At 44.5% G+C, this 25,197-nt stretch carries 22 protein-coding genes; 17 read left to right on the top strand and 5 right to left on the bottom strand.

From position 1 onward, the window contains the following. Positions 1-10 precede the first annotated feature (10 nt). From EDD59_RS12715 to gatB, 9 genes are all read left to right on the top strand, one after another. Positions 11-1,102 (top strand): PucR family transcriptional regulator, encoded by a 1,092-nt coding sequence (locus tag EDD59_RS12715; protein ID WP_132382444.1) that lies wholly within the window; start codon positions 11-13, stop codon positions 1,100-1,102. Positions 1,103-1,127: 25 nt separating this feature from the next. Further along, a complete protein-coding gene (gene ftsE, locus EDD59_RS12710) occupies positions 1,128-1,814 on the top strand; it encodes a cell division ATP-binding protein FtsE (RefSeq protein ID WP_132382442.1) in 687 nt (228 codons plus the stop codon). Beyond that, positions 1,804-2,757, top strand: coding sequence for a permease-like cell division protein FtsX (locus EDD59_RS12705; RefSeq protein ID WP_132382440.1), 954 nt, complete (start codon positions 1,804-1,806; stop codon positions 2,755-2,757). Before ftsE ends, EDD59_RS12705 begins: the two co-directional genes overlap by 11 nt. Positions 2,758-2,766: 9 nt before the next feature. Then, on the top strand, positions 2,767-3,924 hold the full coding sequence (locus EDD59_RS12700; RefSeq protein ID WP_132382438.1) for a murein hydrolase activator EnvC family protein: 1,158 nt from the start codon (positions 2,767-2,769) through the stop codon (positions 3,922-3,924). 22 nt (positions 3,925-3,946) lie between these two features. Then, a complete protein-coding gene (locus tag EDD59_RS12695; protein ID WP_132382436.1) occupies positions 3,947-5,155 on the top strand; it encodes a S41 family peptidase in 1,209 nt (402 codons plus the stop codon). 475 nt (positions 5,156-5,630) lie between these two features. Continuing rightward, a complete protein-coding gene (aspS, locus tag EDD59_RS12690) occupies positions 5,631-6,962 on the top strand; it encodes an aspartate--tRNA(Asn) ligase (RefSeq protein WP_132382434.1) in 1,332 nt (443 codons plus the stop codon). A gap of 18 nt (positions 6,963-6,980) precedes the next feature. After that, positions 6,981-7,274: an Asp-tRNA(Asn)/Glu-tRNA(Gln) amidotransferase subunit GatC gene (gene gatC, locus EDD59_RS12685; RefSeq protein ID WP_132382432.1), complete on the top strand. Its 294-nt coding sequence runs from the start codon at positions 6,981-6,983 to the stop codon at positions 7,272-7,274. An 11-nt stretch (positions 7,275-7,285) separates the two neighbouring features. Beyond that, entirely contained in the window at positions 7,286-8,782 is a 1,497-nt protein-coding gene (gene gatA, locus EDD59_RS12680; protein ID WP_132382430.1) for an Asp-tRNA(Asn)/Glu-tRNA(Gln) amidotransferase subunit GatA, read from the top strand. Further along, the gene (gene gatB, locus EDD59_RS12675) at positions 8,766-10,205 is read left to right on the top strand and encodes an Asp-tRNA(Asn)/Glu-tRNA(Gln) amidotransferase subunit GatB (RefSeq protein ID WP_132382428.1); all 1,440 of its coding nucleotides are present in this window, start codon (positions 8,766-8,768) and stop codon (positions 10,203-10,205) included. The genes gatA and gatB overlap by 17 nt, the downstream gene beginning before the upstream one ends. 74 nt (positions 10,206-10,279) lie before the next feature. On the opposite strand, the gene EDD59_RS12670 is transcribed toward gatB, so the two are convergent. The 4 genes from EDD59_RS12670 to EDD59_RS12655 all read right to left on the bottom strand — a co-directional run bounded on the left by EDD59_RS12670 (position 10,280) and on the right by EDD59_RS12655 (position 13,931). Next, a complete protein-coding gene (locus EDD59_RS12670; RefSeq protein ID WP_132382426.1) occupies positions 10,280-11,062 on the bottom strand; it encodes an acyl-CoA dehydratase activase in 783 nt (260 codons plus the stop codon). Between the two features lie 17 nt (positions 11,063-11,079). Next, positions 11,080-11,340 carry a putative Se/S carrier protein gene (locus tag EDD59_RS12665; protein WP_132382424.1) on the bottom strand — a complete coding sequence of 87 codons (261 nt, stop codon included), beginning with the start codon at positions 11,338-11,340 and terminating at the stop codon, positions 11,080-11,082. A 20-nt stretch (positions 11,341-11,360) separates the two neighbouring features. Beyond that, positions 11,361-12,635 carry a double-cubane-cluster-containing anaerobic reductase gene (locus tag EDD59_RS12660; RefSeq protein ID WP_132382422.1) on the bottom strand — a complete coding sequence of 425 codons (1,275 nt, stop codon included), beginning with the start codon at positions 12,633-12,635 and terminating at the stop codon, positions 11,361-11,363. 126 nt (positions 12,636-12,761) lie between these two features. Next, on the bottom strand, positions 12,762-13,931 hold the full coding sequence (locus EDD59_RS12655) for an aminotransferase class V-fold PLP-dependent enzyme (protein WP_132382420.1): 1,170 nt from the start codon (positions 13,929-13,931) through the stop codon (positions 12,762-12,764). A 163-nt stretch (positions 13,932-14,094) separates the two neighbouring features. Between EDD59_RS12655 and hydA the strand changes: the two genes are divergently transcribed. Then, entirely contained in the window at positions 14,095-15,483 is a 1,389-nt protein-coding gene (gene hydA, locus EDD59_RS12650; RefSeq protein WP_132382418.1) for a dihydropyrimidinase, read from the top strand. A 185-nt stretch (positions 15,484-15,668) separates the two neighbouring features. Next, on the top strand, positions 15,669-17,753 hold the full coding sequence (gene htpG / locus EDD59_RS12645; RefSeq protein ID WP_132382416.1) for a molecular chaperone HtpG: 2,085 nt from the start codon (positions 15,669-15,671) through the stop codon (positions 17,751-17,753). Between the two features lie 92 nt (positions 17,754-17,845). Here htpG and EDD59_RS12640 read toward each other — a convergent pair whose 3' ends face one another. Next, positions 17,846-18,331 (bottom strand): DUF5721 family protein, encoded by a 486-nt coding sequence (locus tag EDD59_RS12640; RefSeq protein WP_132382414.1) that lies wholly within the window; start codon positions 18,329-18,331, stop codon positions 17,846-17,848. A 210-nt stretch (positions 18,332-18,541) separates the two neighbouring features. Between EDD59_RS12640 and EDD59_RS12635 the strand changes: the two genes are divergently transcribed. From EDD59_RS12635 to ligA, 6 genes are read left to right on the top strand one after another with little or no spacing between them, the layout of a single operon-like run. Further along, positions 18,542-19,306, top strand: coding sequence for a GDSL-type esterase/lipase family protein (locus EDD59_RS12635; RefSeq protein ID WP_132382412.1), 765 nt, complete (start codon positions 18,542-18,544; stop codon positions 19,304-19,306). Further along, on the top strand, positions 19,303-19,767 hold the full coding sequence (locus tag EDD59_RS12630) for a DUF4358 domain-containing protein (RefSeq protein WP_132382410.1): 465 nt from the start codon (positions 19,303-19,305) through the stop codon (positions 19,765-19,767). The genes EDD59_RS12635 and EDD59_RS12630 overlap by 4 nt, the downstream gene beginning before the upstream one ends. Positions 19,768-19,795: 28 nt before the next feature. Further along, complete coding sequence (locus EDD59_RS12625; protein ID WP_132382408.1) at positions 19,796-21,208, top strand: MBOAT family O-acyltransferase; 1,413 nt, start codon at positions 19,796-19,798, stop codon at positions 21,206-21,208. A 9-nt stretch (positions 21,209-21,217) separates the two neighbouring features. Then, on the top strand, positions 21,218-22,372 hold the full coding sequence (locus EDD59_RS12620; RefSeq protein ID WP_132382406.1) for a DHHW family protein: 1,155 nt from the start codon (positions 21,218-21,220) through the stop codon (positions 22,370-22,372). Continuing rightward, complete coding sequence (locus tag EDD59_RS12615; RefSeq protein WP_132382404.1) at positions 22,365-23,111, top strand: pseudouridine synthase; 747 nt, start codon at positions 22,365-22,367, stop codon at positions 23,109-23,111. Before EDD59_RS12620 ends, EDD59_RS12615 begins: the two co-directional genes overlap by 8 nt. A 2-nt stretch (positions 23,112-23,113) precedes the next feature. Beyond that, positions 23,114-25,069 carry an NAD-dependent DNA ligase LigA gene (gene ligA, locus EDD59_RS12610; RefSeq protein ID WP_132382402.1) on the top strand — a complete coding sequence of 652 codons (1,956 nt, stop codon included), beginning with the start codon at positions 23,114-23,116 and terminating at the stop codon, positions 25,067-25,069. Positions 25,070-25,197 lie beyond the last annotated feature (128 nt).

Raw genomic sequence — 25,197 nt, 5'->3', positions numbered from 1 at the left:
GGAGATAAATATGATTTCAAATCAAATACTGCAAAACACAATTGAAGGTCTGAAGGGTATTTCAAGAATTGATTTCTGTGTATTAGACACGGAGGGAAAAGTACTTGCAACTACATTTGATGATATGAAAGGTTATGAAAGCGCTGTACTTTCCTTTGTGGAGTCTCCCGCGGACAGCCAGGTAATTCAGGGTCATCATTTTTTTAAAATCTTTGATGAGCAGCAGCTGGAATATGTGCTGCTTGCCGGCGGCGAGAACGAGGAAGTATACATGGTAGGCAAGATTGCTGCATTTCAGGTTCAAAGTCTTTTAGTTGCATACAAAGAAAGGTTTGACAAGGACAATTTCATCAAAAATCTTTTGCTGGATAACCTCCTTTTGGTGGACATTTATAACAGAGCCAAGAAATTACATATTGACACAGAGCAAAAACGTGTTATCTTTATTATTGAAACAACCCATGAAAAAGACAGCGTGGCTCTGGATAATGTAAGAACTCTTCTGGGAGGAAAGTCGAGAGACTTCATTACAGCGGTGGACGAGAAGAATATCATTGTCGTCAAGGAACTTTCTGACAAAGATGGTGGTAAAGAGCTTGAGAAAATGGCAAAAGAAATGCTGGAGATACTGAAGACTGAATGCGGGGAAGAACGTATCCATATAGCTTATGGTACTGTAGTCGGTGATATCAAGGAAGTTTCTAAGTCCTACAAGGAAGCAAAGCTTGCCTTGGATGTGGGCAAGATCTTCTTCGATGAGAAGGACATCGTAGCATATAGTACACTTGGCATCGGACGTCTGATTTATCAGCTGCCCATTCCACTTTGTAAGATGTTTATCAAGGAGATATTCGAGGGGAAATCTCCGGACGATTTTGATGAGGAGACATTGACGACTATTAACAAATTCTTTGAAAACAGTCTGAATGTATCAGAAACGTCAAGGCAGCTGTATATTCACAGAAACACTCTTGTTTACCGGCTGGATAAGCTGCAGAAGAGTACCGGGCTTGATTTGCGCGTCTTTGAGGATGCGATTACTTTTAAGATTGCTCTGATGGTAGTGAAGTATATGAGATATATGGAATCATTAGAATACTAAGGAGTATGAATAATTAGGAGGATCTATGATTGAACTTAGAAATGTAACGAAGGAGTATTCAAAGGGGAATGCTGCTCTAAATGGTGTGTCCGTGAAGGTTGAACGTGGAGAATTCGTGTTTATCGTAGGGGACAGCGGTTCAGGCAAGTCCACTTTGATTCGTTTGATCCTGAAGGAACTGGAGCCGACAAAGGGAACTATCATTGTCAACGGACAGAACTTAAGCAGGATGAAACATCGTCATATTGCAAAGTACAGAAGAGGCCTGGGAGTTGTTTTTCAGGACTTCCGTCTTTTAAAAGACAGAAATATTTATGAAAATATTGCTTTTGCACTGCGTGTAACCGAGACACCTACGCGTGTCCTTAAGAGAAAAGTGCCGGCGGCGCTTTCACTTGTGGGATTGGCACAGAAGTATAAGTCATATCCAAAGGAGCTGTCAGGGGGAGAACAGCAGCGTGTTGCAATTGCCAGAGCAATTGTAAATGAACCTGCAATTTTGTTGGCCGACGAGCCGACTGGTAACCTGGATCCGACAAACTCATGGGAGATCATGAGTCTGCTGAAAGAGGCGAATGAGAGAGGGACAACGGTGTTGGTTGTTACTCACAACCAGGAAATCGTAAATGAGATGAACGAGCGCGTCATAACGATGAAACAGGGCGTTATCGTCAGTGATGAACAAAAAGGTAGGTATTTAGATGAGGATTAGTACATTAAGATACGTAGGAAAACAGGGGGTTAAGAACATCGGGAGAAATAAGATGTTTTCGCTTGCGTCTATCGCGACAATGTCGGCTTGTATTTTCCTGTTTGGTTTATTCTTTTCTATCTTGTTAAATTTTCAGTACATAATAAAGTCGGCTGAAGAAGGTGTGGCGATTACTGTATTTTTCGAAGATGATGCCACACAGAGCCAGATTGATGATATTGGCAATGCATTAAAAAGTAGGGATGATGTATCAGATGTGGTTTTTGTTTCCGCGGATGATGCATGGAATAAATTTAAAGACGATTATTTCGGAGACAATGCGGATTTGGCAGAGGGATTTAAAAACGATAACCCGCTGGCAGGTTCAGATAACTATGAAGTATATATGAAAACCGTGACAGATGACGGTGCAAGTCTTACAGTCAGGAGTAAATCACTGGCGGCCACTCAGCAGGATCTGGTTAAGTTTGCCAAGGGCCTGGACGGGGTGCGCAAGGTTAATAAATCCGACGTAGTGGCAAATACCCTTTCCAGTGTAAATGTACTGGTTGGTTATGTATCTGTTGCAATTATAATTATTTTGTTCGGGGTATCTATTTTCCTGATTAGCAATACGGTTACGATGGGTATCACCGTCCGCAGAGAAGAAATCGCGATTATGAAATATATCGGTGCTAAGGACTTTGTGGTCCGCTCTCCTTTTGTCATAGAGGGATTGATTATGGGACTCATCGGCGCGGTTATACCGCTTCTTTTGCTGTATGGACTATACGGGAAGGCAGTGGAGTATGTACTGACAAAGTTCAAGGTTCTAAATAATATTGTTACATTTCTGCCGGTTACGACAGTGTATCAGATTTTACTCCCAATCGGGCTTCTGCTCGGCGTGGGAATTGGTTTTATAGGAAGCTACTTTACTGTCCGCAAGCATTTAAAGGTATAGGGGGAGCTTATGAAGAGACAAAAGAGGAGTATACGAAGTATAATAAGTGTGGTTTTAGTACTGGCATTGTGTGCAGGAATGGGGATGACTGCGAATGCCGCAACTGTTGACGAGGCACAGAAGAAAGCCGATGAGCTGGCGTCAAAGAAAAAGGCTGCGGAAGCAGAACAAAACTCCCTTAAAACGCAGCTGAATGATATTGTTGCGGACATGAAAGACGCACAGGATAAGCTGGATAAAAAACAAAAAGAGATCAAAACGGCTGAAGACGAACTGGTTAAAGCTAAGGTAGATGAGAATAACCGGTATGAAAGTATGAAGAAGCGTATAAAATATATGTATGAGAATGGTAATTCTCAACTCATTGAGATTCTTGTCGACAGTGACAGCATCACAGACCTTTTGAATAAGGCTGAGTATTTTACACAGATTTCTACATATGACAGAGAGAAACTCACCGAACTTCAGCACGTAGTGCAGGATGTACAGGAAAAAGAGGATGCTCTGCAGAATGAATATACAGCACTTTCGTCTCTGCAGAATGAATTGATACAAAAGCAGAATGAGGTACAGTCTCTGCTGGACAGCAAAAAGATTCAGATCTCAGATCTTGAGAAACAGATCGGAGATAATGCTGCCACATTGCAAAAATTGGTTGAGGAGGCGGAAGCTGAGCGTCAGAAGCAGTTGCAGCAGCAGGCTGCACAACAGGCGGCGTTGGCAGCTGCACAGCAGTCAGCAGGCACGGGCAGCAGTTACTCGGAGCCTTCCTCCACCCCGGTTGTCAGCGGCAGCGGTCAGTTTACAAATCCATGCCCTGGAGCAACCATATCCAGTACCTTTGGATACAGAGATTTTGACGGGTCATTCCACAAAGGCCTGGACCTGGCTGCAGCAGAGGGGACACCTACATATGCTGCCGCGGATGGGTACGTGGTCATCGCAAACTGGAGTGACAGCGCGGGCAACTGGGTAGTTATCAATCACGGAAATGGTCTGACTACAAAATACATGCACCATTCGGCTCTCTGCGTAAGTGCAGGTCAGACGGTGGTTAAGGGGCAGCAGATTGGCTATGTGGGTGATACGGGAAATTCCTTCGGACCACACCTGCATTTCCAGGTGGAAGTCAATGATGTGGCTGTAGATCCCCTGGGATATTTATAGAACATCAAAGGTTGGAAAGAATATGAATGATAAAAAAAGTTTTAGGAAGGGGGCGCTGTGCGGCGCCCTCGTTATGCTCTTAATAGCTGCCGCAGGTTTGGGTATCCGGAAAACCGGTGAAAGGTATATTCTGGGAGACGGCGCCGCCGCAGCCCAGGTATCTTCCCAGACGCAGACGGAGAGGAAGCTCACAAATCTGGGCAGACTGATAGATCATTACTATCTCTATACAGATAAATTGAATAATAAAGCGCTGCAGGACGGCATTTATACCGGATATGTCAGCGGTCTGGGAGATCCCTATACAGTCTATTATGATAAGGAACAGACAAAGGAATTGCTGGAGACCACTTCCGGAGAATATTCCGGAATTGGAGCAGGTCTGGTGACAGACATTGAGACAAAGGCGGTAACTATTGCAAATATATATAAAGATTCTCCGGCCGAGGAAGCCGGCCTGAAAGAAGGAGATATTCTGTATCAGGTTGATGATCATGTTGTCGGCGATGAAGATCTGACAGAGATTGTATCCTGGATCAAGGGGAAGGAAGGGACCGATGTCACGCTTCATGTGTACAGGGGCAGCGCTATGGAGCAGGTTACTTGTACGGCAACCAGGCGCAGTCTTAAAGTCCAGACTGTAGACTATGAAATGAAAGAAAACCAAGTTGGTTATATTCATATCACAGAATTTGATCAGGTAACCTATGATCAGTTTAAAGATGCACTGGCGGATCTGGAAAACCAGGGGATGAAGGGTCTTGTGATAGATTTGAGATCTAATCCGGGAGGAGACTTGGACACGGTTGTAGATATGCTGAAACTTCTTCTGCCTAAAGGAATGGTTGTTTACACAGAGGATAAAAACGGAAACAGGACAGAATATAAAAACGAGAAGGACCATGAATTTACGAAGCCGCTGACTGTTTTGGTAAACCAGTACAGTGCAAGTGCAGCTGAGATATTTTCCGGTGCCATTCAGGATTATAAGGTGGGCAGCATTGTAGGCACTACCACTTACGGAAAAGGAATTGTACAGCAGCTGATGGATTTAGGTGATGGAACATGCCTGAAAGTGACCATCGCCGAATATTTTCTTCCCAGCGGCAGGAGCATACACAAAAAGGGAATCAAACCAGACGTGGAAGTAGAATACAAGGCCGATCCCGGCAATGCGGCAGCCGATAATCAGCTGGACGAAGCCCTTGAAGTGTTACAGGGCAAGATGTAGTTTTACTTAAAAAAGCCTTGCAAATGAAAAAATCCTATGTTATGATGAAAACCAGTTTTAACAAGTCAAACATAAGTAAAGGCTGTGAACAAGACTCTGGTTTTCAGAAACTGACAGGAAGTTGGCGCCACCGACTGAGAGCGCCGGACAGAGGAGAGAACTAAGGGAACACTTGGGAGCCGACCGGTTGAAATAATAAGTAAGCCGGTACGTAAGAGTGCACGTTACGCACATAGAGCGGGACAGGTGTATTGTATACCTGTTCAATGCGGGTGGTACCGCGGATTATAAATGTGAATCCGTCCCGGGATGCAGATGCATCCCGGGACTTTTTTTGCCGCTCTGCCAAAGCGGGATGAAACGAAGTGGAATCGAGCTTAGCTGAACTATAACACAGAGACTTATAGAAAAAAAGCTCTCTGTTATAAAAAGTTTGACCGGGGATGCAGCCTTAAGAGCCAGAAAGGAGAATACTATGGAATTTGTGACAGGAGTAAGGAAAAAGGATACATTAGAGCTAAATGAGCTGCTTGCAGGGGATATAATTGATGAGCATGTCAAAGTGAATGGTGCAGTCCATGCGATCCGGGATATGGGGACGGTGGCATTTATCATTCTCAGGAAGAGAGAAGGGCTTCTTCAATGTGTTTTTGAGGAAGGAGTCTCAAAATTTAACTTAAAAGATTTAAAAGAAGCTGATACAGTCGAAGTAACAGGGATTCTTGCGGAGTCAGACAAAGCACCGGCCGGCATTGAAATTAGGATTGAAGATGTAATAATTTTGAGTGGACCGGCAGAGCCAATGCCTCTTCCTATCGCCAAGTGGAAGCTGAATACATCTTTAGAGGCGAAGCTAAATTATCGTCCCATTTCACTGAGGAATATAAGGGAGCGGGTAACGTTCAAGCTTCAGGAAGGGATTGTCCGGGGGTTCCGTGACTTTCTGTACGGAGAGGGCTTTACAGAGATCCATACTCCAAAGATAGGTGCTAAAAGTGCAGAGGGAGGAGCCAATCTCTTCAAGCTGGATTATTTCCACAGACCGGCAATTCTCCAGCAAAGCCCTCAGTTTTACAAGCAGATGATGGTGGGTGTGTTTGACCGGGTATTTGAGACCGCACCGGTGTTCCGCGCAGAGAAGCATAACACGAAGCGCCATTTGAACGAGTACACGAGTCTGGACTTTGAGATGGGGTACATTGGCGGATTCGAGGACATTATGGCAATGGAGACCGGATTTCTTCAGTACACCATGGAGCTTCTTGAAAAAACCTATGCAGGAGAATTGAAAATTCTTGAAATAGAGCTTCCGAAGGCAAAGGAGATTCCGTCAGTCAGGTTTGACGAGATTAAGAAGCTTGTATCAGAAAAATATGGGCGGAAAATGAGAAATCCGTTTGACCTTGAGCCTGAAGAAGAACAGTTAATAAGCCAATATGCAAAAGAGGAATGGGATGCAGATTTTGTCTTTGTTACCCACTACCCCTCCAAAAAGAGGCCGTTTTATGCTATGGATGACCCGGAGGATACAAACTATACACTGAGTTTTGATCTGCTGTTCCGAGGGATGGAAATAACAACCGGCGGACAGAGAGTTCACGATTACCATGAACTGTTGAAAAAAATGGAAGCAAGAGGTATGACAGAGGAGGGTATGGAGCAGTATTTAAGTGCATTTAAATATGGAATGCCGCCTCACGGGGGTCTCGGAATCGGGTTGGAGCGGCTGACCATGAAATTAATCGAAGAGGATAATGTGCGGGAAGCGACGTTGTTTCCAAGAGACTTAAGCAGGCTGGAGCCATAAACAGGAAAGGCGGTTATTATGAAAAATAAAATAACAGATGAAGTTATTGATTATGTAGGTATTCTTGCAAAGCTGGAGCTGTCACCGGCGGAAAAAGAAGCGGCGAAGAGTGACATGGAGAAGATGCTGGATTATATTGACACACTTAATGAACTTGATACAGAGGGGATTACACCCATGTCTCATGTCTTTCCGGTAAATAATGTGTTCCGGGAGGATATAGTGACAAACGGAAACAACAGGGAGGCAATCCTGTCAAATGCACCTCTCAGAAAAGATGACAGCTTTGAAGTGCCAAAAACCATAGGATAGGAGGAACTGGTGTGGATATATTAAGTTTAACGGCCCTTCAGCTGGGAAAGGCCATAAAGGAAAGAGAAGCCTCTGCCGCAGACGCAGTCCGTGCAGTGCTTGACAGAGTAAAGGAAGTGGAGCCGGAGGTAAACAGCTACGTGACTTTGGATGAAGAGGGGGCGTTTCAACAGGCCGAAGAAGTACAGAGATTAATAGAGGCTGGGGAATTCACCGGGCCTCTGGCAGGTGTTCCGGTTGCAGTGAAGGATAACATATGCATAGAGGGGCAGCTTACCACCTGCGGCTCGAGGATTCTGTCCAATTTTAAGCCTGTATATACGGCTGAGGCCGTACTGAATCTCAAAAAAGCTGGAGCTGTTGTCATCGGAAAAACTAATATGGACGAGTTTGCCATGGGAAGTACCACGGAGACTTCATATTATGGTTCCACTAAAAACCCACATAATCTGAATCATGTACCAGGGGGCTCTTCTGGAGGCTCCTGTGCGGCGGTAGCTGCCCGGGAATGCTATTATGCTCTGGGCTCTGACACAGGCGGCTCTATCCGTCAGCCCAGTTCCTTCTGCGGAGTGGTTGGCTTAAAGCCTACTTATGGTACAGTGTCCCGGTATGGGCTGGTAGCCTATGGCTCTTCCCTGGACCAGATAGGGCCGGTGGCAAAAGATGTGCCGGACTGTGCGGCAATACTGGAAATAATATCCTCCCATGATACAAAGGACAGCACTTCTGTAAAAAGAAAGAATTATCACTTTACAGAAGCTCTTACTGAAGATGTGAAAGGTCTGAAAATAGGCATCCCAAGAGACTATATGGGGAAAGGGCTGGACAAAGAAGTGGAGGAGGCAGTCAGAAAGGCGGCAAAGGTTTTAGAGGAAAACGGTGCCATAGTAGAAGAATTTGACTTAAGCCTGGTGCAGTATGCGATTCCGGCATATTATGTGATTGCTTCTGCGGAGGCAAGTTCGAATCTGGAGCGTTTTGACGGTGTCAAATACGGCTACCGTACAGCTGACTACAGAGATCTTCACAATATGTACAAGAAAACCCGCTCGGAAGGTTTTGGAGCAGAAGTAAAGCGGAGAATTATGCTGGGCTCTTTTGTGCTAAGTTCCGGCTATTATGATGCCTATTATCTGAAGGCTCTGCGCACAAAAGCTCTGATTAAACAGGCCTTCGACCGGGCATTTGAAAAATATGATGTGATCCTTGGACCTACAGCACCTTCCACGGCCCCGGAACTCGGGAAAAGCTTAACCGACCCCATGAAAATGTACCTTGGGGATATTTATACAGTGGCGGTCAATCTGGCGGGACTGCCGGCAATGTCTGTCCCGGTGGGAAAAGACAGCCGGGGGCTGCCCATCGGAATACAGCTTATAGGAAATAGCTTTCAGGAAAAGACCCTACTTCGCGCTGCTTACATGTATGAATGCGCTACAGAGAAGTGGCATGAAACCTCAGCAAATATAGGAAAGGAGGCACAGGAAAATGGCAAAACAATATGAGACAGTCATTGGCTTGGAGGTTCATGTGGAGCTGGCCACAAAGACAAAAATCTTCTGCGGGTGCAGCACGGAGTTCGGCGGTGCCCCCAACACCCATACCTGCCCGGTATGCACAGGAATGCCGGGCTCCCTCCCGGTTTTGAACAAACAAGTCGTGGAATATGCTATGGCGATCGGTTTGGCTTCCAACTGTAAAATAACCCAGGTATGTAAATTTGACAGAAAAAATTACTTTTATCCGGATAACCCTCAAAACTACCAGATCTCCCAGCTATATCTGCCCATTGCAAGAGACGGGTATCTGGAGATAGAAAGTGGAGGCCTGAAGAAAAAAGTATGTATCCATGAGATGCATATGGAGGAGGATGCGGGAAAATTAGTCCACGACGAATGGGATGATACCTCTTTGGTGGACTATAACAGAAGTGGTGTTCCGCTGGTAGAGATTGTGTCGGAGCCGGATATGCGCTCTGCGGAGGAAGTTATCAGCTATCTGGAAAAACTTCGCATGATGATCCAGTACCTTGGTGCCTCCGACTGTAAACTGCAGGAAGGCTCTATGAGAGCCGATGTGAACCTATCTGTGCGGGAGGCAGGAAGTGAGACACTGGGAACCAGAACGGAGATGAAGAATCTGAACTCCTTCAAGGCTATAGCGAGAGCAATCGAAGGAGAGCGGGAGCGGCAGATCGAATTACTGGAGGAAGGAAAACCGGTGATTCAGGAGACAAGGCGGTGGGATGACAACAAAGAGCATTCCTATGCCATGCGCTCCAAGGAGGACGCCCAGGATTACAGGTATTTTCCTGAGCCGGATCTGGTGCCGATTGTAATCAGTGATGAATGGATTGCCGAGATAAAATCCAGACAGCCGGAGCTGCGCTCTGAAAAGCTGGAGCGCTATAAAGCAGAGTTTGACATTCCTCAGTACGATGCAGAAATCATCACAGAATCTAAAAGAATGGCAGATATCTTTGAGGCGGCGACAGCGGTGTGCAAAAAACCTAAAAAGGTGGCCAACTGGCTGATGGTGGAAACACTGCGCCTGCTGAAGGAACACAACATGGAGCCGGAGGATATCCGATTTTCCCCTGAAAATCTCGGGAAACTTGTGGAATTGACAGAAGCAGGGACAATCAACAGCTCTGTGGCAAAAGAAGTGTTTGAAAAGATATTTACAGATAACATTAACCCGGAAAAATACGTGGAAGAGAACGGATTAAAGACTGTAAATGATGAGGGGGCCATGAAAGCGGCAATCGAAAAAGCAATTGCAGACAATCCAAAATCAGTGGAGGACTACCTGGGCGGCAAGGAAAAGGCTATAGGATTCCTTGTAGGACAGGTGATGAAAGCCATGAAAGGAAAAGCAAATCCGGGCATGGTGAACCAGATGCTGAAGGAGGCACTGCAGGAGCATTAAGAATCTGGTCGGCTTTAACGTTCCCCTACTGAAGCCGGAAGAGAACAAGGAATAAAAGTTTATGCCCTTCAGTTTTATACTTTCTGAGGGGCGTTTTTTGATGCCTTCTCCTCCGCCAGCAGTGCGGCTCCTAATGCACCTGCATATCTTCCATTTGCCGTAGAAGCAACCGGATGTCCTATTTTCTGGGACAGTATTTTTGTAAAGTATTCATTATGGCTTAAGCCGCCTGTCAGGATAGTATTCTGGGAAAGCACTTTTCTCTGGCACAGCTGTGCTACTTTTGAGGCAACAGAGTCCACGACTCCGGCGGCAATATCCTCCCGGTTTCTGCCTTCCCCAATGTAATTGATGACTTCGGATTCTGCAAATACTGTGCAGAGGGAACTGATGGGAAGCACGGTTCCTTTTTCCGCCATCTCGAATAATTCCTGCAAGGTGACTCCAAGCCGATTTGCCATAATTTCAAGAAACTTTCCTGTCCCGGCAGAACACTTGTCATTCATCTGAAAGTCCTGTACCGTACCGTTTACCACGATAATAACTTTTGTATCTTGTCCGCCCACATCAATAATACTGCAGTTGTCCCCGGCCAGCTCTCTACCTCCTCTTGCATGACAGGTAATTTCGGTGATTGTATAATCGGAAAAGTCTACAGCCGCCCGCCCGTATCCTGTGGATACTGTTTTTGTGTCATCTGACAGGACATCGATGCCCTTTTCCAGCAGAGTATCCTTTATTGACATGGTTGTCTCCTTGCTGCTCCAGCCGGTGGGAAGGACAAAATGAAAGGCATTAGGCCCCCTTGCTACCACCTTGGATGCGGTTGAGCCAATATCAATTCCTACATAATTCATAAATAATACTCCTTTTTCTAACAATACTTATCTCTGTGAGGATTTATATTCTTTTCAACAGCCGTAATCTTTAGAATTTCGATATGATGTTCTTCACTGCACTGTCTGATTGCTCCAATATCTTTTTCGTCAATCATAAGCGAGATACCGCAGCATTTACTTGCAGTTCTGGGAGTAGGGGCAATAACCGCCCCGACTCCCAGAGCCTTTAATTCATTGTAAAGCCGCATACCGCTGTCATGATTGGGAAATAACACATAATGCTGTATATCTGGCATGGTATGTATACCTCTTTTAATTAATTATTCAGCATTTCTACAAATGCACTGATTCTCGTGCGAAGCTGCTGTGCATCACTGTCTGTATAATCGGTCTCTATTCCAAGAACCGGAATACCTGCGTCCTTTAAGGCGCGTTCCACGAGAAAACCTTCGGTGTCGTAAAGGTTACAGAACTTAAGATTGACATCAATAATCCCGTCAGCCTTATATTCCTTTGCAAGACGGAGAATATCATCGATCCGGCCCTCATTGGGCGTAAAACAGGCACAGTTGATCTGCATGTATCTCTCTGCAAGCGCCTGCATCTGCTCTTTCAATGTATCCTTGGTCTCGTCCACCTGGTTTTCGAAGTACCGGGTGCCCGTGCACATTTCTTCACAGACAACGGCAGCTCCGCTGGTTTCGATGATGTGGTGCAGCTTCCAGTTCGGAATTGCCAGAGGCGTACCTGTCAGCATGATCCGTTTCGTTCCTGCGGGAACTACACTCACGCCGTCTTTTACGCGCTGCTCCAGTTCGTCACAGAGCTTATTTGTCATCTGTGTGAATCTTGCCGGGTCGTCATAAAAGGCAATCTGGGAAATCATCAGGACATCGGCGCCGCTGATTGGCAGGTTCTCATTTTTACGGTAGCTGTATAGCCGCTCCAATGCCTTCCTCTTATTATTTATTAATTTGATACTCTCTCCAAGCTTTTTTGCCGTCACTTTATTGCCGGTAAACTCTTCAACTGTATCCTTTAATGTTTCGATTTCTTCCGCCCATGCCTTGATGTCTTTTGCGCGTTTCATCTGGGGCAGGTCCATGACATGCATGGGGACATCTTCGCCCAAAATCTCCCATGCCTTTTTCTTGCCATCGCAGGTTGTTTCTCCAATGTACATATCTGCGATTCTAAAAAACGGACAGGTGCGGTCAAGTCTTGCACCTACGGATGCCTTGATAAGCGGACATGTATTGGTTGGAAGAACCTTTTCTCCTCCAGGAACCCAGAACTGCGACCCTCCGCAGAGTCCTGTGGCAATTGCATCTGCCGCAAATATAATTTCGTCCGGGACATAGATACAGAACGTACCAAACACCTTGCCGCCTTTTTTCTGATGCTCAATGAGTTCTGCCGGGCGGATACCGTGGATATCTGCCACCACCATGTTATAATAGTCCATGCTCTCCGGGCGGTTTTCCTGTGATAAAAAGACATCCCCAAATGCCTGCGGAAGAACTTCGCACAGCTGGTCGTGAAGCTCAAGATTCATCCCCAGATCGCTCCACATTTTGTGATTATTGTCCATAATAACTTTTCCTCCTCTGTGTATTTTCTTATCTCGTTATAAGACCATAATTACCATAACACCAATTTCTTCTAAGAACAATGAAAGAGAGAGGAAGATACAATAGTTTTTTTACATAAATAAGAACTAATTATTGACAGAACCTATAGATGATAAATTTCTCAGCCCAATCACGCATATATCGATTTCTTCAGGTGTATTAGATGCACCAAAAGAGAACCTCACGGTTCCCTGCGGGAATGTTCCGAGAGACTTATGGGCGAGAGGAGCGCAATGCAGGCCGACCCTTGTCATAATGCCATATTGCTGCTCCAGTTCAAAGGCCGCCTGTGCATTATCCAGAGTTAGAAAATCTAAGGATACCACCGCCGTGCGGTTAGAAATATCCTGACGGCCGGCAACGCGAATATTGGGAAGCCCCCTGATATCATCCAGAAAACGCCGGGTCAGCTCCATTTTTTTATGGCGGATTTTAGTAAGGCCGGTCTCCTCTATATAAGAAAGGGCCGCATGAAGCCCTACAATGCCTGGAAGGTTTAAGGTTCCGCTTTCGTATTTGTCGGGTAGATTTTCCGGCATTTCCAGGGAATCGGATTGGCTTCCGGTTCCACCGGCCATAAAAGGAGCCAATTGTGCATCCAGCGCATCTGATATAAGAAAGCCGCCCGTTCCCTGGGGGCCAAGCAGGCCCTTGTGTCCCGTAAATGCGAGAAAATCTATTCCACATTCTTCCATATTTATATCCAGTGTACCTGCACTTTGTGCTGTATCAACGGCAAAAAGCACATGTCTGCGCCGGCAGATTTCTCCGATTTCCTGAATAGGAACAATGGTACCGCATACATTTGAGGCATGTGTGGCAATGATTGCTCTTGTCTGAGGTTTCAGCAATCTTTCGATTCCTTCCGGGGTAACATTTCCCTCTCTGTCCGTGGGAGCTACAGCATAAGTGACACCGTCTTTCACAAGCTGGTTCAGCGGACGCATCACCGCATTGTGCTCCAGCCCGGTTACAACAACGTGATCTCCGGGCTTTAACAACCCTTTGATGAAATAATTTAATGAACAGGTGATTCCCGATGTAAAGATTACACACCTGGAATCAGGTGCATGAAAAAGTCTTGCCAGCTGATTGCGCGTTTCCAGCACCAGACTTTCCACAGCATAGGCCCCTGCATAATTCCCCCTGTTAATGTTAAATCCTCCCTTGGCGAGAAACTCCGACATGGCTGAGGCTACGTTCGGTGCTTTTGGAAAGGAAGTACTGCCGTTGTCGAAATAAATTGTATTTTCCATGATTGGATTCCTCCGTGACATATGTACTTTTGAACTCTGATAGCTATAGATTGCTGCATATTTTATGCTATTGTATTTATTATACTACGAACCATTCATTATTGCTATTGCTCTGAAACAGTAGTATTCTTTGTATATACTAAAATGTAGAGGAGGACTATGTATGACGAAAGTAATTAGAAATGGAATGATTGCAACAGATTCTCAGGTGTTTCAAGGAGATATATTAATAGAAAATGAGACAATTAAAGCCATAGGAATAGATTTATCTGCAGATGGCGCCGAGGTGATTGATGCCGCCGGAAAATATGTCCTTCCGGGAGCAGTGGATGTCCACACCCATATGGATTTGCAGTCAGGAAAGTACCGGGCTGTAGATGATTTCTATGATGGAACAGTTGCGGCGGCGTGCGGCGGCACAACTTCGATTGTCGACCACATGGCATTTGGACCTGTGGGCTGCAGCTTATGGCATCAGGTAGAAGAATATCACAGACTGGCAGACGATAAAGCTGTCATTGACTATGGATTCCACGGTGTCATCCAGCATGTAAATCCTTCTGTATTAAAGGAAATGAAAGAGATTGCGGAAAAAGAAGGGATTACAAGTTTCAAAATCTATATGACCTATGATTTTATGCTGAAAGACGAAGATATTTTCCGGGTATTAAAACAGGCGAAAGAAGATGGGATTGTAATCGCTGTACACTGCGAGAATGACGGAGTTATCAATTATCTGAGGAAGACCTATGTGGAGGAAGGCTGCATGGAGCCGAAATATCACCCTTTAAGCCGTCCTGCACGCTGTGAGGCAGAGGCTGTCAACAGAATGTTGCATTTGTCAGCGATGGCAGGAGGCGCACCTTTGTATATCGTACATCTGTCCAGTAAGGAAGGTCTTCTTGAGGTTATGAAGGCAAGAGCTTCACACCAGGAACATTTTGCAGTGGAAACCTGCACACAGTATCTGACACTGACAGATGATTTATATCAAGACAGGCAGGAAGGTTTAAAAGCAATCATGTCACCTCCGCTGCGCAAGAAAGAAGATATCGAAGCATTGTGGGAAGGGCTGCATGACAATATCATAGACACTATAGGAACCGACCACTGTCCTTTTAATTTTGCAAAAGAAAAGCAGGCAGGTGCAGATGACTTTTCAGCGTGTCCGGGGGGAGCTCCGGGAGTGGAAGAAAGACTGCGGGTGATATATTCTGAAGGCGTTGCAAAGGGAAGAATTACACTTTCCCAGCTGGTAAATTATCTGTGCACCAATCCAAGCCGTATGTATGGGCTGTATCCTCAGAAAGGAACACTCTTGCCGGGCTCCGATGCCGATCTGGTCATATTAGATCCGGGGAAAGAGCGCATGCTTACCCATGCAGACATGCACAGTGCAGTAGACTATACCTGTTATGAGGGCATGAAAGTACAGGGGGATATAGATCTGGTTATGCAGCGCGGAAATGTGATTGTAAAAGACAATCAGTTCCTGGGCAGCAGAGGAGACGGAAAATATCTGAAACGCCACAAAAGTATACTGGCGGACTAAAATGGGGACTGGTTCCCTTAAGCTTATAGAAATTTTATATTTCTAATGGTTTTATTAGCACTCTTATCTAAAGAGTGCTAATTTTCTGTTGACTTTTAACCGGCAGTGTATTAGAATACATTTTAGTTGATAAATGCCTGGACAGTAGGCTCTATCAGTTATTACATTGAAAAGGAGTGTAACACATGGGAACAAAAAAAGGTAATTTGTCCATCGACAGCGAGAATATATTTCCAATTATAAAAAAATGGGTGTATTCTGATCATGACATTTTTTTCCGTGAACTTATATCGAATGGGTGTGATGCTATTACAAAGCTGAAGAAGCTGGACATGATGGGAGAGTATGAACTGCCGGATGATTATAAGGCAAAGATTCAGGTGATTGTAAATCCAGAAGAAAAAACGCTGAAATTTGTTGATAACGGACTTGGTATGACGGCGGATGAGGTGGAGGAATACATCACACAGATTGCTTTTTCCGGCGCCACACAATTTCTGGAAAAATATAAGGACAAAACAAGCGAAGACGAGATGATCGGGCACTTTGGACTTGGCTTCTATTCCGCATTCATGGTTGCAGACGAAGTGCATATTGATTCCCTGTCTTATCAGGACGGTGCAGTTCCTGTACACTGGGCAAGTGAAGGCGGCACTGAGTATGAGATGCAGGATGGTAACAAAGAGGAAGTCGGCACGGAGATTACACTGTTCTTAAATGAAGACAGTCTGGAATTTGCAAATGAATACAGGGCAAGAGAAGTGTTGGAGAAATACTGCTCCTTCATGCCTGTTGAGATTTTCCTCTCTAAGGAAAATGCAGAGCCTGAGTATGAGACTATTGACGAGGAAGATGTCCTGGATACGGATGAGGTAGTGGAACATATCACAGAGGAAGAAAAGGAAGATGAAGAAAAGGAAGATGAAGAGGGCAAAAAGAGTGAGCCGAAGAAGAAAGCCAAGATTGTAAAGCGCCCTGTTTCTATCAGTGACACTCATCCTCTCTGGGCAAAGAATCCAAGCGAATGTACAAAAGAGGAGTATTTGGAATTCTACCGCAAAGTGTTCATGGATTATAAAGAACCTTTATTCTGGATCCACTTGAACATGGACTATCCATTTAATCTGAAGGGAATCCTGTATTTCCCGAAAATTAACATGGAGTATGATTCCCTTGAGGGAGTGATTAAACTGTATAACAATCAGGTTTTCATCGCAGATAATATTAAAGAAGTAATCCCGGATTTCCTGATGGTTTTAAAAGGAGTCATCGACTGTCCGGATCTGCCGTTGAATGTGTCAAGAAGTGCTCTGCAAAATGATGGGTTTGTAAATAAAGTTGCAGATTATATTTCTAAAAAGGTTGCAGACAAGTTGACCGGAATGTTTAAGACAGACAAAGAAAATTATGAGAAATACTGGGATGACATCAGCCCGTTTGTGAAATTCGGCTGCCTGAAGGATGAAAAATTCGGTGAGAAGATAAAGGATTCTATCATTTTCAAGGATCTGGATCACAAATATCTGACGTTGGAAGAGTGTATCGAGGCAAACGGCGGCTCTGTAGTGACACCGGCTGAGGAAACGAAGGAAGAGAAAAGGCCGGATGCAGCAAAAGAAGGGGCAGAGGAAAAGGCTGCAGAGAATGAAGTAGAGGAAATTAAGACAAATATTTACTATGTGACGAATGAGCAGCAGCAGAGCCAGTACATCAACATGTTTAAAGAACAGGGACAGGATGCGATTCTGCTGACACACAACATAGACACCTCTTTCATTACTTATCTGGAACAGCACAATCCAAATATAAGATTCCAGAGAATTGACGCGGAAGTTCATAATTCTCTGAAGGATGAGGTGGCAGAGGAAGAACAGGAGGAATTCAAGAAGACAACAGACAGTCTGATTGAGGTTTTCCGCAAGGAATTAAACAATGACAAGCTGGATGTAAAAGTAGAAAGACTGAAAGACGATAATGTGGCTTCCATGGCGGTTCTCCCGGAACAGTCAAGACGTATGGAAGAGATGATGAAAATGTACAACATGGGAGGGATGGATACAAGTGCATTTGCAACCCCGGCTACATTGATTCTGAACTCTAATCATCCGCTGGTAAAATTTGTTGTAGAGCACAAACGCAGCAAGAGCGTGCCTGTTATCTGCAGACAGCTGTATGATCTGGCAATGCTGGCACACAAGCCGCTAAGCCCGGCAGAGATGACAGCATTTGTACAGAGAAGCAATGAGATTATGATGCTTTTGACAAAATAGACAGTTTTTAAGACCATCATACAATGGCCATACAAGAGTAAAAATGCTCTTGTATGGCCGTTTTGCATGTAATGATAAAAAATGATACAGTTTTAAACGGTTTCCCAGGGGATACTCTTTTGGGCAAAGAACTTCTGCACAAAAGCATCCCAGGTTTGCTCCAGTGATTTGTCCATAGAAAAAGTTTTGAGTGAGGTTCCGGTTATACACTGGAGGCTGCTGCCGTCGTAACGGATATTCAGATATAATCCCTGTACCTGATCCGCCCGAAAATCTAGATGGTTCTGCTCAATGAGACGGGCGATGTTTTCCGGGGACAAACTAAAGATAAACTTAAAACTTAAGGGTGTTTTTTTCCCCTTAATCAATGAGAAACCAAAATTTTTAAGATTTTTCCAAGAAGAATATTCAGGAATATTCTCCTCTTCCGAAAAAAATGATTTCTGCATAAAACCGTCCATTGTAAAGGTGTTGAAGGTGACAATCTCTCCTTCGATAAAAAGAAAGTTATCAAATGTTTCCGACAGTAACAGATGTGCCATAAAATCCTTGACACTGGTAAGATGCAGTGCAATCATGTATTATACCCTCCGCGATGATAATCCAATAAGACCTGTCAGATATTGTACCACAAAACTAAAACTTGTGAAAGATTGACTTTTACACACAAAAAAAGTATGATAGAAAACAAAGAATCAAATATCACCCCCGGCATTTTCCCCGGGTATAGACAAAATTGACTATGGCAAGACAACTATGCCATGATAATAGAGGACATAAAACGAAAAATGAAGAGAAAAACACGAAGGTTAATCATATATAGCGGTGCTCTGATTATTGTACTTTTTGCCGGTATTTTGATGGCAGAAGTGCTGAGTATTATTACACATAAAAAAGTGGATACTTCCGAGGGAATGAAGATTTTACAGGCAGCCGATTCTGCGGACTCAAAGGAAATCGAAGAAAAGATGGAAAAATTGGCGGAGAAGCAGCAGAACAGTGAAGAGGCTTCGAAAGAAGATATGGCCGGCAATTACAAGGCTGTATTTGAAGATTCGGTGGTAATGGGGGATTCTATATCCGGAGCATTGACAGACTATGACCTCCTGAACGCGTGCAGTGTTGTATCGAAAATAGGAGTGGAACTTGACGACCTGGATTCCCAGGTGGAGAAAGTAAAGGAAATCAATCCTCAGGTGATTTTTCTGAGTTATGGAATCAATGATATCCCGGCTACAGACGGGGATGTGAAACTGTTTGTAAAAGAATATGAGACTTTGATTAAAAAGCTTCAAAAGCAGCTTCCAAATACAAGGATTTTTGTGAACTCTATCTTCCCGGTAAGGTTGGAAAAAGCAAAAGAAGAACCTGTTTATGCGAATCTTGAAGAGTATAATAAAGCGCTGAGTTCAATGTGCGATGAGAACCAGATTGGCTTTATAGATAATACGGCTCTGGTGTCAGACAGCTATTATGAAGATGACGGTGTGCATTTTAAGGCGGCCTTCTATCCATACTGGCTGGCGCGGATGGCGGAGGTGGCGTCTTTATGACGGAGTTTTTAAAATATGTCACACTTACAGTGATTATAGGTTATGTGGTACTGCTTATAGTGTTTACCAGCGGAAGTACAAAGCCTTTTCAAGAGATTGAGCAGGGTGTGGAGAATTCTATTGACACAGAGAAGCTGGAGAAGTCGGACATGCAGGCTCTGAAGCGTTATTATGGCCTAAATGCCGCCGACTACGCGGGGGTTATGCTGTACACGTCGGAAAGCAGCATGTCTACGGAAGAAGTACTCCTGATTAAGGTGAAGGATGACGGGCAGATGCAGCAGTTAATGGGGACTGTAGAAAGGCGGATTGAAAGCAGGAAGAATGATTTTGAAGGCTATTCTCCAAAACAGATGCAGCTGCTTGAAGAGGCACAGGTATCTGTCCGCGGAAAATACCTGTTTATGGCCATTTCTCCCAGAGCAGAAGAGTACAAAGCAGCCTATATGAAAAGTCTGTAAAAAGGCTGCAGTGAGGGGTAACTAAAAGATGGTATTTAGCAGTATCACATTTTTGTTTATATTTTTGCCGGTTATTCTGGTTTTGTATTATATTATCCCAGATAAGTTCAAGAATGTTGTTATGTTGTCGGCAAGCCTGATTTTTTATGCCTGGGGAGAGCCGCTTTATGTGATTTTTCTCATCCTTTCCATTCTGTTCAACTATGTTTGCGGACTGGATATCGGGGCAAAACAGAAGGATTTACGCAAAGCAAAGCTCAGTCTTGTTTTTGCTGTGACGGTAAATATATGCTTTCTGGGATTTTTTAAATATTATGGATTTCTAATGGACAGCCTGAATGCAGTTCTTCCTGTAAATATTCCTTACAGAGAGCTTCCCCTGCCCATTGGGATTTCTATCTATATTCTTCAGGCCATATCTTACCTTGTTGATGTCTACAGAAGAGAGGCAGAGCCCCAGAAAAATATTCTGCACCTCGGATTATATATTTCCATGTTTCCGCAATTGACGGCAGGGCCCATTGTGCGGTACATTCATATAGAGGAGCAGTTAAAGAGGCGGACATTGTCCACGCGCAGATTTGGGCAGGGAGCAGTGTATTTTATAACTGGTCTTGGGAAAAAGGTCATACTGGCAAATTCAGCAGGAAATGTTTTTGAACATATATGGGGGCTGCAGGCGGGACATGTTTCAGTCCTTACAGCCTGGATTGGCTGTATCTCCTTCGGGTTTCAAATTTATTTTGAGCTGAGCGGCTATTCGGATATGGCTATGGGGCTGGCGAAGATGTTTGGGTTTGAGTTTCCGAAAAACTTTGATTATCCTTATACGGCTTCCAGTATCAGTGGGTTTTGGAAAAGATGGCATATTTCTTTGGGAAACTGGTTCAGGGAATATGTCTATATTCCTCTGGGCACAGGACATCAGGGGCGTTCCCGGCAGGTGCTGAATCTTCTAATTGTGTGGATGCTTATTGGATTCTGGTATGGCGATTCCTGGACCTTTTTATTCTGGGGGCTGTATTATGGAATTCTGCTTATAATGGAAAGATTTTGGTGGGGCAGGAGCATGAAACGGATGCCTTCAGTGGTAAGACATATTTACACAATGGCACTTATTTTAATTGGGTGGGTGTTCTTTTTCAGTCCCAGTCTCGGTGCTGCCGTGAAGTATATGGGCGTGATGTTCGGGCCGGGAGCAAGTGGATTTATTGATAAGCAGGCGTTTTTCTATGTAACTACGCACTGGCTTTTGTATCTGACAGCCATATTGGGATCGTCCACTGCAGGATATAGAGGAATCAGGTATATAATAGATAGCTTTGAAGATGGCAGGGCGAAAAAAGCAGCGGCGTCCGTCATTTATATAGGAATATTTCTGATTTCTATCGCCTATCTGGTGACTGAGCCCTCCAATTCGCTGTTATATTTTAAGTTTTAGGTGGGAAACATGAGAAATAGAAGAAAGAAAATTAGAACAGACAGTTTTGTCGGTAAGGCATTTATCATTTGTCTGCTTGTGCTTATACTGGGAAATTTTCTGGTGCCGAATAAAAAGGAATCCGAAGAGGAAAACAAAATGCTTGCCGGCAGGCCGCGGATTACCCTCAGCGGTATTATATCGGGAAGCTACGCCCAGCAGTTTGAAAAATACCAGTCCGATCAGTTTATGGGAAGAAATGCCTGGAGGAAACTGAAAGTAACGCTGAACCGTCTTGGAGGAAGCCGTGAGGAGAACGGCATTTTTATCGGGAAAAAGGGTCAGCTTTTGGAGGATATTACAGTCCCTGACAATGAAACACTGGAAAGCAGTGTGACGGCGATCAAGGAATTTACTGAAGAATATCCGGATATTTTGATGAGCTTTCTTCTGGTGCCGGATGCCGCAAATGTAATTAGCAGCAGTCTTCCGCCTCTGGCTGAGACGGCAGATCAAAATGCAGGCATCTCTCTGGTTAAGAAGAAGCTGGGGAATTCTGTACAGTGGATAGACGGAGTCAAGGCCCTTAAGGAGCACAAGGACGAGAAAATATATTATAAAACTGACCCTCACTGGACGACACTGGGAGCGTTTTATGCTTTTGAAGAGGCTGCGCCGGTACTTGGGATTACGGCAGATGTTTCCAGCAGCTATGCGTCTTATCCAGTTACGGCGGACTTCAATGGTTCCCTGGCTTCAAGGAGCGGACGTGAACTGGATGCAGAGGAAGAGATTTCTATTTATGTGCCAAAGGATATAGATAATGATGTCATTGTCAATTATGTGGATGAGCAGAAAAAGACCACATCTTTATATAGTCGTGAAATGCTGAAGACCAGAGAAAAGTACAATGTCTTTCTGGGCGGAAACACATCGGTCGCCGACATTAAAACTATGGCGGATAATCAGAAAAAGCTGCTGATTATAAGAGATTCACAGGCCAATTGTTTTGCCCCCTTTCTGACACCGTATTTCCAGGAAATCGTGATGGTGGATCCGAGATACTATTCGGGTACAATAGACGATATTATGAAGACATATCAGATAACGGATGTTTTGTTTCTTTACGGCGGCAATACATTTTTTGAGGATAATAATATAAGTGGAGTATTAAACAGTGAGTAATCGTATAAAAGAGGAATTTGAACAAAAAAAAGGGCCGGTCAGGCTAAATAAGTTTTTAAGTGAGTCGGGGGTATGCTCCCGGCGGGAGGCGGACCGTCTGATTAAGAGCGGAAAGGTCACAGTGGACGGCAAACGGGCCGCAGTCGGGATGAAGATATTGCCGGGGCAGGTAATAAAGGTAGGAAACAAGCGGGTGTCCCGGAATGATGAGATGGTAGTGCTGGCAGTAAACAAGCCGGCGGGTATTATCTGCACCCAGGAGCGCAGGGAGCGCAACAGTATTGTGCGGTTTTTGGATTTCCCTGTCAGAGTCACTTATGCGGGGCGGCTGGACAAGGATTCCCGGGGGCTTCTTCTTATGACGAACAACGGGGATATCATCAATAAAATGATGCGTGCAAGAAACCGGCATGAAAAGGAATATAAAGTGACAGTAGATAAAGCTCTGACCTCGGATTTTCTTGAGAAGATGTCTTCGGGGGTATCTATACTGGACACAGTAACAAGACCCTGCAAGGTGGAGAAGCTTGGAAAATATACTTTTTCTATTATACTGACCCAGGGACTGAACAGGCAGATACGCAGAATGTGCGAGGCCTGCGGATATCAGGTGAAAGATTTAGTGAGAATCAGAATTATGAATATTGAATTGGGAAGACTAAAAGAAGGTGAGTACAGGAAGCTGACAGATGCGGAGCTAAACCGCCTGTACAAACAACTTCAGCAGGCAGGAGAGTAGATATGGCAGAGAAAAAAAAGAGAATGCGGGAGCTGGTAGAGCTCTTAAATCATGCGCGCCGTGCTTATGAGCAGCAAGATATGGAGATCATGAGCAATTACGAATACGATAAGTTATATGATGAACTTTTGGGACTGGAACAAGAATTGGGAACAACCCTTGCATCCAGTCCCACTGTAAATGTAGGGTATGAAGTATTGAGCGAGCTGCCCAAAGAACGCCATGAACGTCCCATGCTGTCATTGGACAAGACTAAAGATGCGAATCAGTTCAAGGAATTTCTTGGAAATCAGAAGGCAGTCCTCTCGTGGAAGCTAGATGGGCTTACCATTGTTCTGACATACCGGGATGGAACACTGGCAAAGGCAGTCACAAGAGGAAACGGAGAAGTGGGGGAGGTCATTACAAACAATGCAAGGGCATTTAAAAACCTGCCCCTTTGCATACCTTACAAAGGAGAACTGGTCTTAAGAGGCGAGGCAATCATCGGATATAAGGATTTTCAGAGGATCAATGAAGAGATTGCGGATGTAGATGCGAAATACAAGAATCCTAGAAACCTCTGCAGCGGCTCCGTCCGCCAGCTGAACAGCGAGATTACGGCGAGAAGAAATGTCCATTTTCTGGCCTTCACACTGGTGAGTGCCGGGGAAGTAGATTTTCATAATTCCCGGCACGGACAGCTAAAGTGGCTGGAGGAGCAGGGCTTTGAAGTGGTGGAAAACCATCTGGTGACAGCAGATAAGCTGGAGGAAGAAGTGGCATGGTTTGCAGAAAGAATTTTGGAAAATGATTTTCCTTCGGACGGGCTTGTTCTTGTCTATGATGATATTGCTTATGGACAGTCCCTGGGAAGCACAGCAAAATTTCCCAGAGATTCTTATGCCTTTAAATGGATGGACGAAGTGAAAGAAACAAAACTTTTGAAAATACAGTGGAGTCCTTCCAGGACAGGGCTTATCAATCCCATCGCAGTTTTTGAGCCTGTGGAGCTGGAGGGGACGACGGTCAGCCGTGCCAGTGTCCACAATATCAGCATAATGGAGAGTCTGGAGCTGGGAGAAGGGGATGAAATACAAGTTTACAAGGCGAACATGATTATCCCGCAAATTGCGGAAAACCTAACCCGCAGCGGAGTGAAGGACATTCCCACAGTCTGTCCGGTGTGCGGCGGTGATACAAAAATTTCCATGGAAAATAATACGAAAACCTTATACTGCACAAATCCTCTCTGTCAGGCGAAACAGATTAAAGCCTTTGATTTGTTTGTCAGCAGGGATGCGCTGAATATAGAAGGCCTCTCAGAAGCAACACTGGAAAAATTTATTGCCAGGGGCTTTATAAAAGACTTTTCAGATATTTTCTATCTGGACAGATATGAAGAGGAAATTAAATCCATGGAAGGATTTGGGCAAAAATCCTATGAAAATCTAATTAAGAGTACCGAGCGTGCAAAGGATACTACTCTGCCCAGGCTTGTGTACAGTCTTGGCATTGCCAATGTGGGGCTTTCTAACGCGAAAATGATATGCAGAGAGCTGGACAACGATCCAGAAAAACTGATGAATGTCACTGCTGAGGAATTAAATGCAATTTCCGGAGTGGGCAGCGTGATTGCCCGAAAGTTTGTGGATTATTTTGCGGAGAAAGAGCACAGGCAGCTGTTTGAGAAGCTTTTAAAGGAAGTGCATATTCCACAGAAAGAGACTCAAAGAAAAGAAGAACAGATATTTCAAAATATAAATTTCGTTATTACAGGAAATGTAGAGCATTTTGCGAACCGTAATGAAATAAAAGAGCTTATTGAAGCCAAAGGCGGCAAAGTGACAGGCTCGGTGACATCTAAAACAAATTATCTGATTAATAATGATGTACGGTCCTCATCTTCAAAAAACAAAAAGGCAAAGGAGCTTAATATTCCGATTATATCAGAAGAAGATTTCCTGAAAATGTTGTAACAGTTCAGCCATGCGAATTTTCGGCAGGATAGGCAGGAGAAAGCTTGCTTTTGTATGCAGATCCTGCCGAAAATTCATATGGCGTTCTGCCACAGCGAGATGAAGCACAGCGGAATCGAGCTGATGGC

This window comes from Muricomes intestini, assembly GCF_004346165.1.
GTDB lineage: Bacteria > Bacillota > Clostridia > Lachnospirales > Lachnospiraceae > Muricomes > Muricomes intestini.
The sequence above is the reverse complement of the archived record's forward strand: the minus strand, read 5'-3'. Positions and strand labels throughout refer to the sequence as shown.

What these genes read in the sequence shown, in the direction of transcription:
- EDD59_RS12715 (WP_132382444.1), top strand. Translation starts at nt 11, where the DNA reads ATGATTTCAAATCAAATACTGCAAAACACAATTGAAGGTCTGAAGGGT.
- ftsE (WP_132382442.1), top strand. Translation starts at nt 1,128, where the DNA reads ATGATTGAACTTAGAAATGTAACGAAGGAGTATTCAAAGGGGAATGCT.
- EDD59_RS12705 (WP_132382440.1), top strand. Translation starts at nt 1,804, where the DNA reads ATGAGGATTAGTACATTAAGATACGTAGGAAAACAGGGGGTTAAGAAC.
- EDD59_RS12700 (WP_132382438.1), top strand. Translation starts at nt 2,767, where the DNA reads ATGAAGAGACAAAAGAGGAGTATACGAAGTATAATAAGTGTGGTTTTA.
- EDD59_RS12695 (WP_132382436.1), top strand. Translation starts at nt 3,947, where the DNA reads ATGAATGATAAAAAAAGTTTTAGGAAGGGGGCGCTGTGCGGCGCCCTC.
- aspS (WP_132382434.1), top strand. Translation starts at nt 5,631, where the DNA reads ATGGAATTTGTGACAGGAGTAAGGAAAAAGGATACATTAGAGCTAAAT.
- gatC (WP_132382432.1), top strand. Translation starts at nt 6,981, where the DNA reads ATGAAAAATAAAATAACAGATGAAGTTATTGATTATGTAGGTATTCTT.
- gatB (WP_132382428.1), top strand. Translation starts at nt 8,766, where the DNA reads ATGGCAAAACAATATGAGACAGTCATTGGCTTGGAGGTTCATGTGGAG.
- EDD59_RS12670 (WP_132382426.1), bottom strand. Translation starts at nt 11,062, where the DNA reads ATGAATTATGTAGGAATTGATATTGGCTCAACCGCATCCAAGGTGGTA.
- EDD59_RS12665 (WP_132382424.1), bottom strand. Translation starts at nt 11,340, where the DNA reads ATGCCAGATATACAGCATTATGTGTTATTTCCCAATCATGACAGCGGT.
- EDD59_RS12660 (WP_132382422.1), bottom strand. Translation starts at nt 12,635, where the DNA reads ATGGACAATAATCACAAAATGTGGAGCGATCTGGGGATGAATCTTGAG.
- EDD59_RS12655 (WP_132382420.1), bottom strand. Translation starts at nt 13,931, where the DNA reads ATGGAAAATACAATTTATTTCGACAACGGCAGTACTTCCTTTCCAAAA.
- hydA (WP_132382418.1), top strand. Translation starts at nt 14,095, where the DNA reads ATGACGAAAGTAATTAGAAATGGAATGATTGCAACAGATTCTCAGGTG.
- htpG (WP_132382416.1), top strand. Translation starts at nt 15,669, where the DNA reads ATGGGAACAAAAAAAGGTAATTTGTCCATCGACAGCGAGAATATATTT.
- EDD59_RS12640 (WP_132382414.1), bottom strand. Translation starts at nt 18,331, where the DNA reads ATGATTGCACTGCATCTTACCAGTGTCAAGGATTTTATGGCACATCTG.
- EDD59_RS12635 (WP_132382412.1), top strand. Translation starts at nt 18,542, where the DNA reads ATGAAGAGAAAAACACGAAGGTTAATCATATATAGCGGTGCTCTGATT.
- EDD59_RS12630 (WP_132382410.1), top strand. Translation starts at nt 19,303, where the DNA reads ATGACGGAGTTTTTAAAATATGTCACACTTACAGTGATTATAGGTTAT.
- EDD59_RS12625 (WP_132382408.1), top strand. Translation starts at nt 19,796, where the DNA reads ATGGTATTTAGCAGTATCACATTTTTGTTTATATTTTTGCCGGTTATT.
- EDD59_RS12620 (WP_132382406.1), top strand. Translation starts at nt 21,218, where the DNA reads ATGAGAAATAGAAGAAAGAAAATTAGAACAGACAGTTTTGTCGGTAAG.
- ligA (WP_132382402.1), top strand. Translation starts at nt 23,114, where the DNA reads ATGGCAGAGAAAAAAAAGAGAATGCGGGAGCTGGTAGAGCTCTTAAAT.